Source organism: Nocardia sp. NBC_01009, assembly GCF_045208035.1.
Taxonomy (GTDB): Bacteria; Actinomycetota; Actinomycetes; order Mycobacteriales; family Mycobacteriaceae; genus Nocardia.
Genome location: NZ_CP108695.1, coordinates 6,565,163 through 6,580,516 on the forward strand (window position 1 = coordinate 6,565,163; position 15,354 = coordinate 6,580,516).

The following is a 15,354-nucleotide window of genomic DNA, read 5'->3' on the forward strand; positions in this document are numbered from 1 at the left end:
CCGCGAAGCCCGGGAAAGCCGCGGTCTGCTCGCAACACGATTGCGATTGGGCGATTCGGATTCGGTTGGTGCGGACTGGAAATACAGTGGGCAGAACGGTAACCGGCAGTGGAAGGGCACGGCGATGACCACGATGTCCATGCTCGGCGAGGTACGGCCCGAGCACGATCGCGAGACCGACGGCGATTTGGTGTTGCTGCACTACCTGCGGTCTTTTCGTAGGCCGGTGTTGGAGGTGTGGTCGGCGTGCACGGAGCGGCGGCAGTTGGGGCGCTGGTTCGGGACGGTGTCGGGAGCGGGCGGGGAGCTGACGATCGAGCCGATCGACGGGCCCGGGATCGGGCTGATCACGGTGCGGGTGGACGAATGCCGGGCGCCGCACGAATTGGTCGCGCAGATCGACGGCTGTGTGCTGGAGCTGCGCATGACCCAGGTCGGCGTTGTCACGAATGTCGAACTCATCCGTAGGCATGTGTGCCCCGCCGACGCGAGCACGATCGGTCCACGCTGGCAGTACCTGCTGGACCGCCTCACCGCCTACCTGGACCGCCAGCCGCTCCCCCAGTGGCCCGAATATCCGGAACTGGCCTGCGAATACAAGTAGGCGAAAATCTCGCGACAGCCGAGTGCGTGGCTCGGTCGCGAGCCGCACGCACGCGCGTCCACCAGGCGATCAGAGCACCTCTGTTGTCGACTACGCCTGGGCAGCTCCGCGGCAAATGACCTGTCCAGTCGGATTCATTCGCCAGGGCTGGTCACCGCGGTACGCGCGGACTCGGACCGCCGATCGCTTTCCGGATCGTCAGTCGGGAACCGGTACCGGAGCAAGCTCGCGCAGATGAGCGGTAATCCAGTCGTTGACCTCCGTCGTCCGCTCCAACTGAACCAGGTGGCCCGCGCCGCCGATCTTGGTGACCCCGCGCAGGTTCGGGACGTTTTCCCGCAGCGTGGCCAAGGGGTCGCGGCCGCTGAAGCCCTCCATGTCGGGGTCGCGGTCGCCGTAGAGGAAGTAGGTCGGCGGGGTCACCGTGGCGTCCGCGTAGTCGGCGGTGAGTTCCCAGTTGCGGTCGAGTGCGCGGTACCAGTTCAGGCCGCCGGTGAAGCCGGTGCGCTCGAAATCCTGTGCCAAGACCTCTAATTCGTCATCAGAAAGCCAGCGCCATGGCAGCGGCGGGGCCTCGGGCAGTACATCGAGGTAGCCGGTGCCTTCCGCCGGGAAACGCCAAGTGTCCAGGTAGTGGTAGTCGGCGCTGAGGGAGTAGTAGACGCGCGCCAGGAACTCCCGCGGGTCGGCACCGAGTTCGGCGTCGGCGACGCCGGGCTTCTGGAAGTAGTCCAGATGCAGGAAGTGTCGCTGCGAGGCTTTGGCCCACAGTTGCGACGGCGGACGCGACGGACGCGGTACGAACGGGTTGTTCAGCACGATGATGCCGCGCACCCGTTCCGGCGCGCGCAATGCCAGCTCCCAGACCAGTGCGGCACCGAAATCCAAGCCGACGAACACAGCTTGTTCGGCGTCGATGTCGTCGAGCAGGCCGAGGAGATCGCCGATCACCTCACAATTCGTGTGTGCCGCCACGTCGGCGGGCGCTTCGGTACGTCCGTAGCCACGCAGATCGGGTGCGATGGCCCGGTAGCCTGCCGCAGCCACCGCCGCCAGCTGGCGATTCCAGATGAACCACGTGTGTGGGAAGCCGTGGCAGAAAATCACCGGATGCCCCTCGCCCTGTTCGGCGACGTGCATTCGAATGCCATTGGTCGCCACGAACCGATGGGTCAACTCCACTACGGCCTCCAAAACATAGAACGCGTTCTCGTTTCAAGGTAATGTCCCGAGATCGTGAACGGAATACCTCACCTACTCGGCGGCCGCGTAGCCGTCGTCACCGGCGCCAGCCGCGGAATCGGCAAAGGCGTCGCGCTGGAATTGGGCGCAGCAGGGGCGACGGTGTACGTCACCGGGCGCTCGGCCGCGGCCGGCCGGCTGCCGGGGACGGTGCACGAGACGGCCGCGGAGATCGATGCCCTCGGCGGCCACGGGATACCGTTCGTGTGCGACCACCGCGACGACGATGCGATCCAGCGCCTGTTCACCCGCGTGCGCGACGAGCGAGGCCGGCTGGATGTGCTGGTGAACAATGTCTACAACTCCCCCGCCGCTGCCCGCTGGCTCGGCAAACCGTTCTGGGAGGTGCCCCCGGCCGCATGGGACGAGACGTTCGATGTCGGCGTCCGATCTCACTACACGGCAAGCGCATTCGCCGCACCACTGCTGATCGAGTCGGCGGGTTTGATCGCCAATATCTCCTCGCCGGGTGCACAGCGCTACATGCACAATGCCGTGTACGGCGTGGCGAAGACCGCACTGGACCGGCTCACCGCCGATATGGCCCACGACCTCACCGACACCGGCGTCACCGCGGTCTCCCTGTGGCCCGGAATCGTGAATACCGAACTCCTGCAGCTGGTCCCGGCAAACGAGCAGGGCAAGCGCCTGGTCACCCTCCCGGGCGAGGGCACGTTCGACCTGGACGCCGCCGAATCCCCCCACTTCCCCGGCCGGGCGGTCGTCGCCCTCGCCACCGACCCCGACCGCCGCGCCAGGACCGGCCGAGCCTGGCGGGTCGCCGATTTGGCCGAGCAATACGGTTTCACCGACGTCGACGGCCGCATCCCGCGCGCCGACTGACGCTGTGTCGAACACCCGTCACCGTCCGACAGCGCGACAACTAGTCATCGATTGGCGTTGCGTCTCAGGCGATTCCGAGAAAGCGCTGCACCGAGCGCAATGGGGCGGGCTCGGCACGCCAGGTGAGGTAGACGTGCGAAGGCGGGGCGTCCGGGATGTCGCGGTAGACCACGCCGGGATGCGGTGCACGGGTCCGCGCCAGGGTGGGGACGCCGCCGATGCCTCGGTCCGCCGCAACGAGTTCGATCCATTCGTCGAAATTTGTGCAGGTGATGATGGTGCGATCCGGGTGCGGCGGATCCCATGATCCCGCGTGGATGGTGCCCGAGACCACGTTGACGACCAGTGGGTAGCTCGCGAGGTCGGCCCAGCGTAGGTCCTCGACATGGGCGAGTGGAGAGCTCACCGAGACCGCGAGCATCCGATCCTCGGTCCCGATCACCCGGGACGCGAGGTGGCGTGGGAGCCGAATCTCGTTGCGGTGGATCGCGATATCGATCGACCGGTCCGCCAGCGCGGCCATCGGGTCTTCGACGCGGTGCAGCGAGATGCGGCCGCCGAGCGCCTCGTAGCGGGTGCGGGTCTGTGCGAACCAGGCATCGGGGAGCAGCCAGGAGAAACCGACGTCGAGGGTGGCGCGCGAGCGGAGTTCGTCACGGACGGTGTCGATGTCGGCGATGATCCGCCTGCTGTGCGCCAACAGTTCCGCGCCTTCTTCGGTCAGTTCGAAGCGGCGGGACGAGCGCTCGATCAAGCGGCATTCGACCCCGCGTTCCAACTGCTGGATGGTCCGGGTGAGCGCGGGCTGACTGAGGTGCAGGCGTGCTGCGGCACGGGTGTAGTTCGCCTCCTCGCAGAGCGCGAGGTACGCCCGGAGGTGCCGCAACTCGATATCCATGCATCGAGCGTATACATCGTGCGTAGAAAGCATTTCACGGCCGGGTCGACGGTCCGTACGGTCAGCAGGTGTGACCGATACCGCCGTAGCTTCCACCGCGCGCAGCAGCATTGCACCAGCACTCGCCGCAGGCGCCGGCCTGGCCGCGGCGGTGGGAGTGGGCCGCTTCGCCTACACCCCGTTGATGCCCGCCATGGTCGATGCGCACCGGATCAGCGCACACGACGGAGCGTTGATCGCCGCCGCCAATTACGCGGGCTATCTCGTGGGTGCCGTGCTGCTTGCTCGACGGCCGGACCTGAACAGCCCCCTATCTTTTCGCCTCGCCGCCGCGACGCTGGTGATGAGCGAAGTGCTGCTGGCGATACCGGGACCGGCGGTGTTCCCCGCTGTGTTGCGACTGATCGCCGGGGTGGCGAGCGCGGTGATCTTCGTCGGCTGCGCCGGGGCGATCGCCCGACTCGGCGGGCATGGACACGCGGCGGGGATCGCGTTCGGCGGCGTCGGTCTCGGCATTGCGCTGACCGGCCTGCTTGCCCTTGCCGCACGACCGGTACTGCCCTGGCAAGCACTCTGGTCCGGCGCGGCGGTATTGACAGCGCTGCTGTTGCTGCCGGCGCTCCGGCTCGACATCCATCAGGGCTATCGGTCCACCGAAGTAGCAGGCAGACGCCGCTCGACTCCGGCTTGGCGTGCGTTGCTCGTCGCCTACTCTCTCGAAGGCGTCGGCTACATCGTGATCGGCACCTTCCTGGTCGCGGCCGTCAGCGCGCACAGCGGCCCGACCGTCGGCTCGGCGATGTGGGTGATCGTCGGTGCGGGCGCGGCGCCCGCCGTGTTGTGGGGCATGGCCGCCCGACACTGGACACCCGCGACAGTGTTGGTCGCAGCGCTATCGGCGCAATGCGTGTCGGCAGCGCTGCCCGCCCTGTCCACCGCGCTCTGGTCCGCCATCCTCTCCGCAGTGCTGTTCGGTGGCACCTTCATGGGCATCACCATGCTCGCGATTCGACTGGGCACCGAACTGTCGGACCACCGAGCAGCGGCAACGCTCACCGCGGGCTACGGATCCGGACAGATGCTCGGCCCGCTCGTCGTGGCGCCGGCAATCGGCGACGGCTACACCGCGGCATTCGTGACCGCCACGGCGGTGCTGATCGCGGCGACGGCAGCAGCCGTCATCGTTGCCCGGATGCCCGAACCCTCAGCACCACCGAACCCGTGACGATCGATCCCCTCGAGATCTTCGGCGCAGCACAAATCGCCGCAGCTCACTCGAATCGTGAGCTGCGGCGTTGGGCCCGAAGGACCGTCAGGCGAACTTGATCTCCAGGCCGATGCCGAGGATGGCGATGAGCCAGACCAGGCCGGTGAAGATAGTGACGCGGTCGAGGTTCTTCTCGACGACAGTGGATCCCGACAGGCTGGACTGGACACCACCGCCGAACAGGCTGGACAGACCTCCACCCTTGGCGCGGTGCAGCAGCACCAGCAACACCAGCAGCACGCTGGTGACGATCAGGAGGATATCCAGGAACATCCGCATGTCGGACAGTCTATGGGGTAGCCCCTGCCGGACCTAATGCGGCTCCACCGCGACCAGATGGGTGATCTTGTCGTCGCCGTTGGTGAACGCCGCTACCGCGCGTTCCCGCAGTTGATCTTGGGCGGTGAGCCGCACCTGATGCTGATGCATGTGTTCGGCCCAGGAGCGCACCACGAACGCCTCCACATAGCGGTCGAGCACACCGACGTCGCGATACAACCGCCACTCCATCGCGCCGGTGCGCTGCCGCGAGCGCCCGACGAAGGCCATCGCGGCCAGGAACTCGTCGACGTTCTCGGCGGGTACGTCATAGGTCCGCAGCACCAGCACTGGGCCGTCGGCCGGATCCGGCTCGACCACGAGCTGCGGCTCGGGCCAGAAGGCCGACGGCGTCAGGTCCAGTTCTTCGGCGTTGTGCCGGATCGGCAGCCAGAGCGTGCTCACCGCGCAACAGGCGAGCAGCGCGGCGGAAATGAGCATGGTCGACACCGAGCCGACCGCACCGGCGACCAGACCCCAGACCAGCGACCCGATCGCCTGACCGCCCATGAACACCAGCATGTACACCGACAGCCCGCGCGCCCGCACCCACGCGGGCAACAGCAACTGCATGGTCGAGTTCAATGTGGCCATCGCCAGCAGCCAGGCCAGCCCCGCGCCGACCAGCAGGACAAGCACCACCGGCACCGAGTGCAGCAACACCGTGGCCACCGTCGCGGCGCCGAACAACACCGCGGCCACGGCCAGCCGGTGCGTCGGGGTCAGCATCGACCGCAATCGCGACAACGCAAGTGCGCCGAGCACCGCGCCGATGCCGAGGGCGCCGAGCATCAGCCCGTAACCGGACGCGGACAGACCGAAATGGTCGCGCGCGATGACCGGAAGCAAGGCCCACAACGCACTCGCCGGCGCGATGAAAAGGATCGCGCGCAACAGCACGCGGCGAATCGCGGGAGCCGCTCGAATAAAGCGGGTGCCCGCCTGCAACGCCGCCAGCGGGCGCTCAGTCGGCAGGCTCTGATCGGTCCGCGGGCGGCGCCACAGTGCGAGCGCCGCGACGATCCCGCCGAACGACACCGCGTTGAGCACGAACACCAGAGTCGGCCCGGACACTGTCACCAGCACACCGGCCACCGCGGGACCGACCGCCCGGCCGATGTTGATATTCATGCTGCCGAGTGCGGCGACGGACGTAATCTGTTCGCGCGGAACCAGTTCCGGCTGGATCGCCTGCCAGGCGGGCGCGGTGAGCGCCTGCCCGCAGCCGAGCAGGAACAGCAGCGTCAGCAGCACCGCAGGCGTGGTGTGTCCGGTCCCGGTCGACACCGCGAGCAACGCGGCGAGCAACGCCATCGCCGACTGCGCTCCGAGCAGCAGTCGGCGCCGATCGACCAGATCGGCGAGCACCCCCGACGGGATGGACAGCAACATCACCGGCAGCGTGATCGCGGTCTGCACCAACGAAACCAGCGTCGCCGCATTCGGCTCGTCGACCAGAATCCACTGCGCACCCACGGTCTGCATCCAGGTGCCCAGGTTCGACACCAGCTGGGCGATCCACAGCGCCCGATAGACCGGCGATCGCAGCGGCGCCCAGGTGGATAGCGGGATCGTTGCGTCAGCGGTGGTCACGGTGCCGAGTTTAGCGGCGCTCGCCGAGCGCACCAGGCAGAAACATTGCACACCTGATCCGTCCTCAGCGTGCACTTCCACGGCGCTCCAGCTGCTGATCCGGGCGGCAGAGTGTTACTTTCACTCCGCACGAACAGGATTGCGCCTATTCATCAGTCGGGCCGGACGCATTGCGGCTGGGCACGAAGCAGTGGATCGGCCGCAATTCGGACTGCGGTCTCGGGGTCCGGCAGGTAGGGGCAGGCGGTCAATAGCCACTCGCAGCGCAGCTCGGGGATGACGACCTGGGGTTGGTCCCATTCGTTTTCCAGTTCAGGACCCCAATTCATGGGTGCGGCACCGGGTGCGAAGGCAGGACCGTCGGACAGACCGCTGGCACGCAGGAGGTCCATGGTGACGCCGAGGTAGTCGTTCCATCGGGAGTACGAGGTGGCCAGGGTCTGAGAATCGGGGACGTCGAGCTTCAGCAGCCAGATGCCGTGCGCCCACTGGTCATCGCCGAGCAGCGAATTCGCAGTCTGCCGGATTCGGTTGCGCCGCAGCGCCCGACCTGGCCAACACCAGATGGGCGGCGCGCTATCGCAGAAGATGTCCCGACGCCGCATCTCCGCGACCATCGCCCGGAACGCGGGCCGCCAGTTGACGATCACTCGATCCCATTCGGCCAGGTAGCGCCCGTCGGATCGCACTGCGGCGACGACTTCCGGCGCTTGCAACGTCCACAACCGCATCAATGCCCTCCAGCTATGACCGCCTACTCCATGACGATTGCGCCTCACGCAGGTATCGCAGCGCGACATCGAGTGAATCATCCTGTGCACCAGGGTGCTACATTACCGCCCGGTAGGCTGCCAGCTGCCGAGCGAAGACCTCCTCCGAGCTCCGCACGATCAGATGCAGCCTGCTGTCGAACTGCCGGAACATCGCACCGGCCGAAAGCCCTGCACGCCCGCAGATCTCCTGCACCGTGGTGCGCTGATAACCTACTTCGCCGATCGCGGCGATGGTGGCGTCGACCAGCTTGGCTACCGTCGCGGCGCGGCGTTCCTGCTGGGTGCGACGCGGACACGGATTCGGGGCTACCAGTCACCGCTGACCATCCTGCCGGTGGGTCCGGTCGGGGCGAACGCGGCATCGCCGTCGTGTCCGGCGCTCGACCGCAATGTGGTTGAACGACAGGCCCAATGACGCGCCTGCCGCTTCAGGGCGCAGTGACCGCGAGCGGACGTCGGACCGCATCGGCGAGCCGGTCGGGGTCGAGAATGCCGGTTTCGGTACGGCAACGTCGGTAGGATCGCAACATGTCGGCAAACTTCATGCGTTTCGGTCCGATTCTCTTGCTCACATTGTGGGCGGCTGCCTGCACAAGCGACTCGGAGAAATCTCCAGAGCATGCGCCGACCCCGATGGGCCACACCTACATCTCCACCGATGTCGAAGGTGCGCCCATCCCGGGTGACGGCCCGCTGACGCTCACGTTCGCAGCCGATCGGATCTCGGCCGCCGCGGGTTGCAACACCTACAGCGGCGCGGTCGTCCTCGACGACCACAAGCTGCAGGTATCCACCCTGTCCGGCACCCTCATGGCCTGCTCGGGTGACCGCGATGGCGCCGACGAATGGCTCACGAACCTGCTGAACTCGTCGCCTGGCTGGCAGTTGGACAACACCGAACTCACCCTGCACGGCACCAACTCGACCGTGCACCTGCTCGACAAGAAGGTCGCCCAACCCGACAAGCCGCTGACCGGCACCACCTGGATCGTCACCGAGATCATCACCCCCGACGCCAGGACCCGATCGCAGACCATCGACGAGGTGAAACCGACCCTCACCATCGCCCCCGACGGTGCCGTCTCCGGAAGCGGCGGCTGCAACCGGCTGACCGGCAACGCCACCATCACAGGCGCCGAGGTCACCTTCCAGGTCGCCAGCACCAGGATGATGTGTTCACCCGAGGTGATGGAGGTCGAGACCGCCGTCCTCGGGGCCCTCGACGGCAAGACCACCGCCACCATCGACGCGGACGCCCTCACCCTGCGAAACGACAAGGGCGACGGCCTGACCTTGCGCGCCGTATAGGGCCATCGAATGACGACGAGCCGGGCATCATGTCGATGCCCGGCTCGTCGTCACGAAAACGCTTACGGCAGTGGGCCGCCCGCGGCGATCGCCGACAGGGTGGCGAACTCATCACCCTTGAGCGAAGCGCCGCCGACCAGTGCGCCGTCGATATCCGTCTGTGAGACGAGCTCACCGACGTTCTTGGCGTTCACCGAACCGCCGTAGAGCACCCGCACGCCCGCGGCGACCTCCGGGTTGGCCAGCTCGGCCAGCTCGGCACGGATCGCGCCGCACACTTGCTGCGCGTCGGCAGGCGTGGCGACTTTGCCGGTCCCGATGGCCCAGACCGGCTCGTAGGCGATGACGACCTTCGAAATCTGTTCGGCCGATAGACCTTTCAGCGATCCACGCAACTGCTCGAGGTTGTACTCGACGTGTGTGCCCGCCTCGCGGATGTTCAGGCCCTCACCGATGCAGACGATCGGCGTGATCCCGTACTTCAGCGCCTGCTTCGCCTTGGCGAGCACGGTGGCGTCGTCCTCCAGGTGGTACTGCCGACGCTCCGAGTGCCCGACGACCACGTAGGTGCACCCCAGTTTGGCCAGCATGGATCCGCTGATCTCGCCGGTGTACGCGCCTTCGTCGCGCATGGACACGTCCTGCGCACCGTAGGTGAGCAGCAGCTTGTCGCCCTCCACCAGGGTCTGCACGCTGCGCAGATCGGTGAACGGCGGGACCACGGTGACGTCGACCTTGGCGAAGTACTTCTCCGGCAACGCGAATGCGATCTTCTGCACCAGAGCGATGGCCTCGAGGTGATTGAGGTTCATCTTCCAGTTGCCCGCGATGAGCGGCTTGCGCGCCATGGTCAGTCCTCCAGAACCGCGATGCCCGGAAGTTCCTTACCCTCCAGGTATTCCAGCGACGCGCCGCCGCCGGTGGAGATATGCGAGAAACCGTCCTCGGGCAGCCCGAGCGCCCGCACAGCCGCGGCCGAATCACCGCCGCCGACAACAGTGAACGCACCCTTGCCGGTTGCGGTCACGATCGACTCGGCGACACCGCGGGTGCCTGCCTCGAACTTCTCGAACTCGAACACACCCATCGGGCCGTTCCAGAAGACGGTGCGCGCCTCGGTCAGCAGCGCCGCGAACCGGCTCACCGAATCGGGGCCGATGTCCAGACCCAGCCAACCCTCCGGAATCTCGTGGGCCGCAACGACCTTCGAGTCCGCGTCGGCGGCGAACTTGTTCGCGACGACGATGTCACGCGGCAGGTGGATCACATCGGCGTAGCGCTCGAGCAGACCCTTGCAGGTATCGATCATCTCCTCCTGCAGCAGCGAGGCCCCCACCGGGAGTCCTTGTGCGGCAAGGAAGGTGAAGCACATACCGCCACCGATGACCAGCGTGTCGACCTTCGGCGCGAGCGCCTCGATGACAGCGAGCTTGTCGGAGACCTTCGAGCCACCGAGCACAACCGCGTACGGACGCTCGGCGTTCTCGGTCAGCTTCGCGAGCACCTCGACCTCGGCGGCGACCAGCGTGCCCGCGTAGTGCGGAAGCAGCTTCGCGACGTCGTAGACCGAGGCCTGCTTGCGATGCACGACACCGAAACCGTCGGAGACGAACGCACCGTCGTCGCCGACCAGCTCGACCAGAGCCGCGGCGAGCTTGGCCCGCTCGGCGTCATCTTTGCTGGTCTCACGCGGATCGAAGCGCACGTTCTCCAGCAGCAGCACATCACCGTCGGTGAGGCCCTCCGAGCGCGACAGCGCGTCGTAGCCGACGACGTCACCGGCGAGCTGGACATTGCGGCCGAGCAGCTCCGCCAGCTGCACCGCGACCGGAGCCAGCGAGAACTTCGGATCCGGCTCGCCCTTGGGGCGGCCGAGGTGCGCCGTGACGACCACCTTGGCGCCGGCCTCGACCAGCGCCTTGATGGTGGGGACCGAGGCGATGATGCGGCCCGGATCGGTGATCTGGCCGTTGTCGTCGAGGGGAACGTTCAGGTCGGAGCGCACGAGCACGCCCCGACCCTCGACACCCTCGCTCAGGAGATCCTGGAGTGTCTTGACTGCCATCGCGTCAGAGCGACTTGCCGACGAGACCGATGAGGTCGGCGAGGCGGTTGGAGTAGCCCCACTCGTTGTCGTACCAGCCGACGACCTTCACCTGATCGTCGATGACCTTGGTCAGCGGCGCATCGTAGATGCAGGAGTGCGGGTCGGTGACGATGTCGCTGGACACGATCGGGTCCACGTTGTACTTCAGGAAGCCCTTCAGCGCACCTTCGGCGGCCGCCTGGTACGCGGCGTTGATCTCCTCGACGGAGGCCGACTTGGTCAGCTTCACGGTGAGGTCGGTGACCGAGCCCGTCGGGACCGGAACACGCAGCGCGTAGCCGTCGAGCTTGCCGTTGAGCTCGGGGAGCACCAGGCCGATAGCCTTGGCCGCGCCGGTGCCGGTGGGCACGATGTTCAGCGCGGCGGCGCGGGCGCGACGCAGGTCGCTGTGCGGGCCGTCCTGCAGGTTCTGGTCCTGCGTGTAGGCGTGAATGGTGGTCATCAGACCACGCTCGATACCGAAGCTGTCGTTCAGCACCTTTGCCAGTGGGCCGAGGCAGTTGGTGGTGCACGAGGCGTTGGAGATGATGTTCTGGCTGCCGTCGTACTTGTCGTCGTTGACGCCCATGACGACGGTCAGGTCCTCACCCTTGGCGGGCGCGGAGATGATGACCTTCTTGGCGCCGGCGGCGATGTGGCCCTTGGCCTTGGTCGCGTCGGTGAAGATGCCGGTGGACTCGACGACGACGTCGACGCCCAGGTCACCCCACGGCAGGGCGGCCGGGCCCTCCTTGATGGCCAGTGCCTTGATCCGCTGCTCGCCGACCACGATGGTGTCGTCGCCGTCCAGCGAGACGTCCTGCGGCAGACGGCCGAGGATCGAGTCGTACTTGAGCAGGGTCGCGAGGGTCGCGTTGTCGGTGAGGTCGTTGACCGCGACGATCTCGATGTCGGTGGTGCCGAGCGCCTTCTGCGCCTCCACCGCCCGGAAGAAGTTACGTCCGATACGACCGAAGCCGTTGATGCCTACCCGGACAGTCACGTTATCGCTCCTCAGCTTTCAAGCGGATTCATTCCGATGCCATAACCACACTAATGCCCGGGCTGTGTGGGATTTGCAGCGCCTACGGCACTGCGTGTTCGCGGCCCCCTTGGTCTCGCGTCCGAGCGGCCGAGACTCGCGCCTTCGGCGCATGCACTTCGGCCACTCGGACGCGAGACGGGCCGCGAACGATCACTCGTAAAACTCGCTCCTTGGCGGTCGGGTCGGGTCGGCACGAACCGACAGTGATCGGATACTGCGAACCCGCCGCAGACCGGGGTCTGCGGCGGGTTCGAAACCATATCGTCCGGCCGAAACGGCTCAGGCGTCGTCCAGTAGCTCGGCGGTGACGGCCGATTCGGTGTCGGGCACGCCCAAATCCTTGGCGCGCCGATCGGCCATCGACAGCAGACGCCGAATCCGGCCCGCCACAGCATCTTTCGTCATCGGCGGGTCGGCCAGCTGGCCGAGCTCCTCCAGCGACGCCTGGCGATGCAGAACGCGCAGCTTGCCCGCGGCCGCGAGATGGTCGGGCACTTCGTCGCCGAGGATGTCCAACGCACGCTCCACTCTGGCCGCGGCGGCGACCGCGGCGCGAGCCGAGCGGCGCAGGTTCGCGTCGTCGAAGTTGGCCAGCCGGTTCGCGGTGGCACGCACCTCGCGGCGCATCCTGCGCTCCTCCCAGGTGAGCCTGGTGTCCTGCGCGCCCATCCTGGTCAGCAGCGCGCCGATCGCCTCGCCGTCGCGGACGACGACCCGATCGGTGCCACGCACCTCGCGTGCCTTCGCCGTGATGCCGAGCCGCCGTGCGGCGCCGACCAATGCCAGTGCCGCCTCCGGACCGGGGCAGCTGACCTCCAGAGCCGAGGAACGACCCGGCTCGGTGAGCGAGCCGTGCGCGAGAAACGCTCCGCGCCAAGCCGCTTCGGCATCGCCGATGCTGCCGCCGACCACCTGGGCCGGCAGGCCGCGCACCGGACGCCCGCGCACGTCGAGCAGCCCGGTCTGCCTGGCCAGCGCCTCGCCCTCCTTGGACACGCGCACCACATAGCGCGAGGTTTTGCGTAGACCACCCGCACCGAGCACGTGCACATCGGAGCCGTAGCCGTATAGCTCGAAGATCTCCCTGCGCAACCTGCGCGCAATGGAACCCATGTCCACCTCGGCCTCGACGATCACCCGCCCGCCGACGATGTGCAGGCCGCCCGCAAACCGCAGCAGCGCCGACAGTTCCGCCTTGCGAGAACTCACCTGCGAGACCGTGAGCCTGCTCAGCTCGTCCTTCACTTCGGCTGTCATCGCCACGAGACGCGCTCCTTTCCACCCAACCCGGAACGCACATCCTGACCCATGTGACGTCCCTCGACTCGAAGCCCTGCCATGTGTGGCCGAGGTTGCCGGATCAGCTGATCCAGTGCGGCGGCAAGCTTTCCGGGGTGATGCCGGTCCGTTCCCGCTTCGGCGACATCGGAGAAGGTTACTCGCGCCCGCAATTGTTCGGCAGCCCTGGCCACATGTTCTCTTTCGCGACCTTCCGGCACGGACCCGGAATCGACCAGTACCTCGTCGACCACGAATTCCGGTGCGTGCTGGGACAATACATGCAGATGCCGCTCGGCGGAGAACCCCGCCGTCTCGCCCGGCTCGGCGGCGAGATTGAGCACAAGCACCTTTCTGGCTCTCGTGTACACCAGCGCGTCGCGCAGTTCGGGCACGAGCACGTGCGGAATCACACTGGTGAACCACGATCCGGGGCCGAGCACAACAACATCCGCGTGCTCGATGGCCGAGGTCGCCTCCTGGCTCGCGGGCGGATCCGACGGTATCAGCCGCACCCGCCGCACCTTACCCGGTGTCGTCGCGATGGCAACCTGTCCGCGAATACAGCGGCTCACTCGCGGATCTGCTTCCAGCCCAGAGACATCCGCTTCGATATCGAGCGCGATGGGCGACATCGGCAGCACTCTGCCGGTGACCCGCAACATCTTCGCGACCTCGTCGAGCGCGGCCACCGGATCACCGAGCACCTCGGTGAGACCGGCCAATATCAGGTTTCCGACCGAATGTCCGGCCAGTGCACCGGTGCCGCCGAACCGATGCTGGATGGTCCGCGTCAAGACGTCGTCGCTGTCGGCGGCAAGCGCGGCAAGCGCCATCCGCAGGTCACCCGGCGGCGGTACGCCTAGTTCCGCGCGCAGTCGGCCCGAGGAGCCACCGTCGTCGGCGACGGTTACCACGGCGCAGATCTTCGTGGTCAGCCGCCGCACGGCCGTCAGCGTCGCATACAGGCCGTGCCCGCCACCCAGAGCAACGATGGCGGGATTCGATTCCCACCCGGTCATTCGCGCCCCAGATCCCGATGCACGATCCGCACGACATCGGCGGATTCGCCGGTCTCCGCGCTCATCAATTCGCCCAGCGCTTCCGCAATTGCCACGCTGCGGTGCTTACCTCCGGTGCAGCCCACTGCCACCGTCATGTATCGCTTCCCCTCTTGGCGGTAACCATTCGTCGTCAGGTCGACCAGGTGGTGGCAGGTGCGCAGATAATCGTCCGCGCCGGGGCGCGACAGCACGTACTCGCTGACCACGGTCTCCTGTCCCGAATGTTCCCGAAGTTCCGGTATCCAATGTGGATTAGGTAGAAAACGCACATCCAACACCATGTCCGCGTCCAGTGGAACCCCGTACTTGAACCCGAAGGATTGCACGGTCACCTGCAGCGCGGTGGGCGCGCCACCACCGTAGGCCTCCTCCAGCTTGCGATGCAGTTGGTGGACCGACAGCTCGGTGGTATCGATGACGAGGTCGGCGGCGGTTTTCACGGTGGAGAGGCGGACCCGTTCCGCGGCGATGCCCGCCGAAAGGGTGCCATCGGTGCTTTCGCTCTGCAGCGGGTGACGTCTGCGGGCGAAACCGAAGCGCCGGATCAACACGTCGTCGGAGGCCTCGAGGAACAACACTCGCGTCCGCACGCCGCGGGCCCGCAACTGCTCGGTGACGACGGAGAGATCACCGGTGAAAAATCGGCTTCGCACGTCCATGACCAGGGCCAGCCTGCGGATCGGCGGATCGGCGGAGGCGCCGAGTTCGACCATGCGCCCGATCAGCTCGGGTGGCAGGTTGTCCGCGACGTACCAGCCGAGATCCTCGAGCACCCGGGCCGCGGTGCCACGTCCCGCACCGGAAAGGCCCGTCACGATGACGGCCTCGACCTCCCGCAAACCCCCCTCGACCGGCGTGACGTCAGCATCCACCGAGCCGGCCCGCCCAGCGGTCGGCCGCGGACTGCCCGCACTGTTGTTCGATTCGACGCGTGTCATGTCCTACCGGATCTGTTTCAGGTGCCTGTCGATCATCCCGCACCGCTTCGGGTATCGGGCGCAGACACACAACGTAGGCGGCACGGAACTTCCGGCG

General features: G+C 66.9%; 16 protein-coding genes. 4 read left to right on the forward strand and 12 right to left on the reverse strand.

Annotation, left to right across the window (positions count from 1 at the left end; all coding sequences use genetic code 11):
• Positions 1-124 precede the first annotated feature (124 nt).
• Entirely contained in the window at positions 125-604 is a 480-nt protein-coding gene (locus OHA42_RS29410; protein ID WP_406231037.1) for a hypothetical protein, read from the forward strand.
• 198 nt (positions 605-802) lie between these two features.
• On the opposite strand, the gene OHA42_RS29415 is transcribed toward OHA42_RS29410, so the two are convergent.
• Complete coding sequence (locus OHA42_RS29415) at positions 803-1,786, reverse strand: alpha/beta fold hydrolase (RefSeq protein WP_406231038.1); 984 nt, start codon at positions 1,784-1,786, stop codon at positions 803-805.
• 54 nt (positions 1,787-1,840) lie between these two features.
• On the opposite strand from OHA42_RS29415, the gene OHA42_RS29420 reads away from it, so the two are divergent.
• Positions 1,841-2,689 (forward strand): SDR family NAD(P)-dependent oxidoreductase, encoded by an 849-nt coding sequence (locus OHA42_RS29420; RefSeq protein WP_406231039.1) that lies wholly within the window; start codon positions 1,841-1,843, stop codon positions 2,687-2,689.
• Positions 2,690-2,753: 64 nt separating this feature from the next.
• Here the strand turns inward: OHA42_RS29420 and OHA42_RS29425 are convergent, their stop codons facing one another.
• Positions 2,754-3,587 carry a LysR family transcriptional regulator gene (locus tag OHA42_RS29425; RefSeq protein ID WP_406231040.1) on the reverse strand — a complete coding sequence of 278 codons (834 nt, stop codon included), beginning with the start codon at positions 3,585-3,587 and terminating at the stop codon, positions 2,754-2,756.
• A 70-nt stretch (positions 3,588-3,657) separates the two neighbouring features.
• Between OHA42_RS29425 and OHA42_RS29430 the strand changes: the two genes are divergently transcribed.
• Positions 3,658-4,812, forward strand: a complete 1,155-nt coding sequence (locus OHA42_RS29430) for a YbfB/YjiJ family MFS transporter (protein ID WP_406231041.1) — start codon at positions 3,658-3,660, stop codon at positions 4,810-4,812.
• Between the two features lie 87 nt (positions 4,813-4,899).
• Here the strand turns inward: OHA42_RS29430 and secG are convergent, their stop codons facing one another.
• From secG to OHA42_RS29450, 4 genes are all read right to left on the reverse strand, one after another.
• Positions 4,900-5,133, reverse strand: a complete 234-nt coding sequence (secG, locus tag OHA42_RS29435) for a preprotein translocase subunit SecG (RefSeq protein ID WP_328402986.1) — start codon at positions 5,131-5,133, stop codon at positions 4,900-4,902.
• Positions 5,134-5,166: 33 nt separating this feature from the next.
• Positions 5,167-6,765: an MFS transporter gene (locus OHA42_RS29440; protein ID WP_406231042.1), complete on the reverse strand. Its 1,599-nt coding sequence runs from the start codon at positions 6,763-6,765 to the stop codon at positions 5,167-5,169.
• 152 nt (positions 6,766-6,917) lie between these two features.
• Entirely contained in the window at positions 6,918-7,496 is a 579-nt protein-coding gene (locus OHA42_RS29445; protein ID WP_406231043.1) for a hypothetical protein, read from the reverse strand.
• A gap of 97 nt (positions 7,497-7,593) precedes the next feature.
• The gene (locus tag OHA42_RS29450) at positions 7,594-7,731 is read right to left on the reverse strand and encodes a hypothetical protein (RefSeq protein ID WP_406231044.1); all 138 of its coding nucleotides are present in this window, start codon (positions 7,729-7,731) and stop codon (positions 7,594-7,596) included.
• 335 nt (positions 7,732-8,066) lie between these two features.
• Here OHA42_RS29450 and OHA42_RS29455 point away from each other — a divergent pair, with 335 nt between their 5' ends.
• The gene (locus OHA42_RS29455) at positions 8,067-8,846 is read left to right on the forward strand and encodes an META domain-containing protein (protein WP_406231045.1); all 780 of its coding nucleotides are present in this window, start codon (positions 8,067-8,069) and stop codon (positions 8,844-8,846) included.
• A 62-nt stretch (positions 8,847-8,908) separates the two neighbouring features.
• Here OHA42_RS29455 and tpiA read toward each other — a convergent pair whose 3' ends face one another.
• The 6 genes from tpiA to rapZ form a co-directional block, all read right to left on the reverse strand.
• A complete protein-coding gene (gene tpiA, locus OHA42_RS29460; RefSeq protein WP_406231046.1) occupies positions 8,909-9,694 on the reverse strand; it encodes a triose-phosphate isomerase in 786 nt (261 codons plus the stop codon).
• 2 nt (positions 9,695-9,696) lie between these two features.
• A complete protein-coding gene (locus OHA42_RS29465; RefSeq protein WP_406231047.1) occupies positions 9,697-10,911 on the reverse strand; it encodes a phosphoglycerate kinase in 1,215 nt (404 codons plus the stop codon).
• A gap of 4 nt (positions 10,912-10,915) precedes the next feature.
• On the reverse strand, positions 10,916-11,935 hold the full coding sequence (gene gap, locus OHA42_RS29470) for a type I glyceraldehyde-3-phosphate dehydrogenase (RefSeq protein WP_406231048.1): 1,020 nt from the start codon (positions 11,933-11,935) through the stop codon (positions 10,916-10,918).
• 321 nt (positions 11,936-12,256) lie between these two features.
• Entirely contained in the window at positions 12,257-13,240 is a 984-nt protein-coding gene (gene whiA, locus OHA42_RS29475) for a DNA-binding protein WhiA (RefSeq protein ID WP_406231049.1), read from the reverse strand.
• Positions 13,231-14,277: a uridine diphosphate-N-acetylglucosamine-binding protein YvcK gene (gene yvcK / locus OHA42_RS29480; protein WP_328403002.1), complete on the reverse strand. Its 1,047-nt coding sequence runs from the start codon at positions 14,275-14,277 to the stop codon at positions 13,231-13,233. Before yvcK ends, whiA begins: the two co-directional genes overlap by 10 nt.
• Entirely contained in the window at positions 14,274-15,257 is a 984-nt protein-coding gene (gene rapZ / locus OHA42_RS29485) for an RNase adapter RapZ (protein ID WP_406231050.1), read from the reverse strand. Before rapZ ends, yvcK begins: the two co-directional genes overlap by 4 nt.
• Positions 15,258-15,354: the final 97 nt, after the last annotated feature.

Bases quoted from the DNA above. Each gene is read 5' to 3' on its own strand.
- tpiA (WP_406231046.1), bottom strand. From the start codon at position 9,694: ATGGCGCGCAAGCCGCTCATCGCGGGCAACTGGAAGATGAACCTCAAT.
- OHA42_RS29425 (WP_406231040.1), bottom strand. From the start codon at position 3,587: ATGGATATCGAGTTGCGGCACCTCCGGGCGTACCTCGCGCTCTGCGAG.
- rapZ (WP_406231050.1), bottom strand. From the start codon at position 15,257: ATGACACGCGTCGAATCGAACAACAGTGCGGGCAGTCCGCGGCCGACC.
- OHA42_RS29465 (WP_406231047.1), bottom strand. From the start codon at position 10,911: ATGGCAGTCAAGACACTCCAGGATCTCCTGAGCGAGGGTGTCGAGGGT.
- yvcK (WP_328403002.1), bottom strand. From the start codon at position 14,277: ATGACCGGGTGGGAATCGAATCCCGCCATCGTTGCTCTGGGTGGCGGG.
- secG (WP_328402986.1), bottom strand. From the start codon at position 5,133: ATGCGGATGTTCCTGGATATCCTCCTGATCGTCACCAGCGTGCTGCTG.
- OHA42_RS29455 (WP_406231045.1), top strand. From the start codon at position 8,067: ATGTCGGCAAACTTCATGCGTTTCGGTCCGATTCTCTTGCTCACATTG.
- OHA42_RS29410 (WP_406231037.1), top strand. From the start codon at position 125: ATGACCACGATGTCCATGCTCGGCGAGGTACGGCCCGAGCACGATCGC.
- OHA42_RS29445 (WP_406231043.1), bottom strand. From the start codon at position 7,496: ATGCGGTTGTGGACGTTGCAAGCGCCGGAAGTCGTCGCCGCAGTGCGA.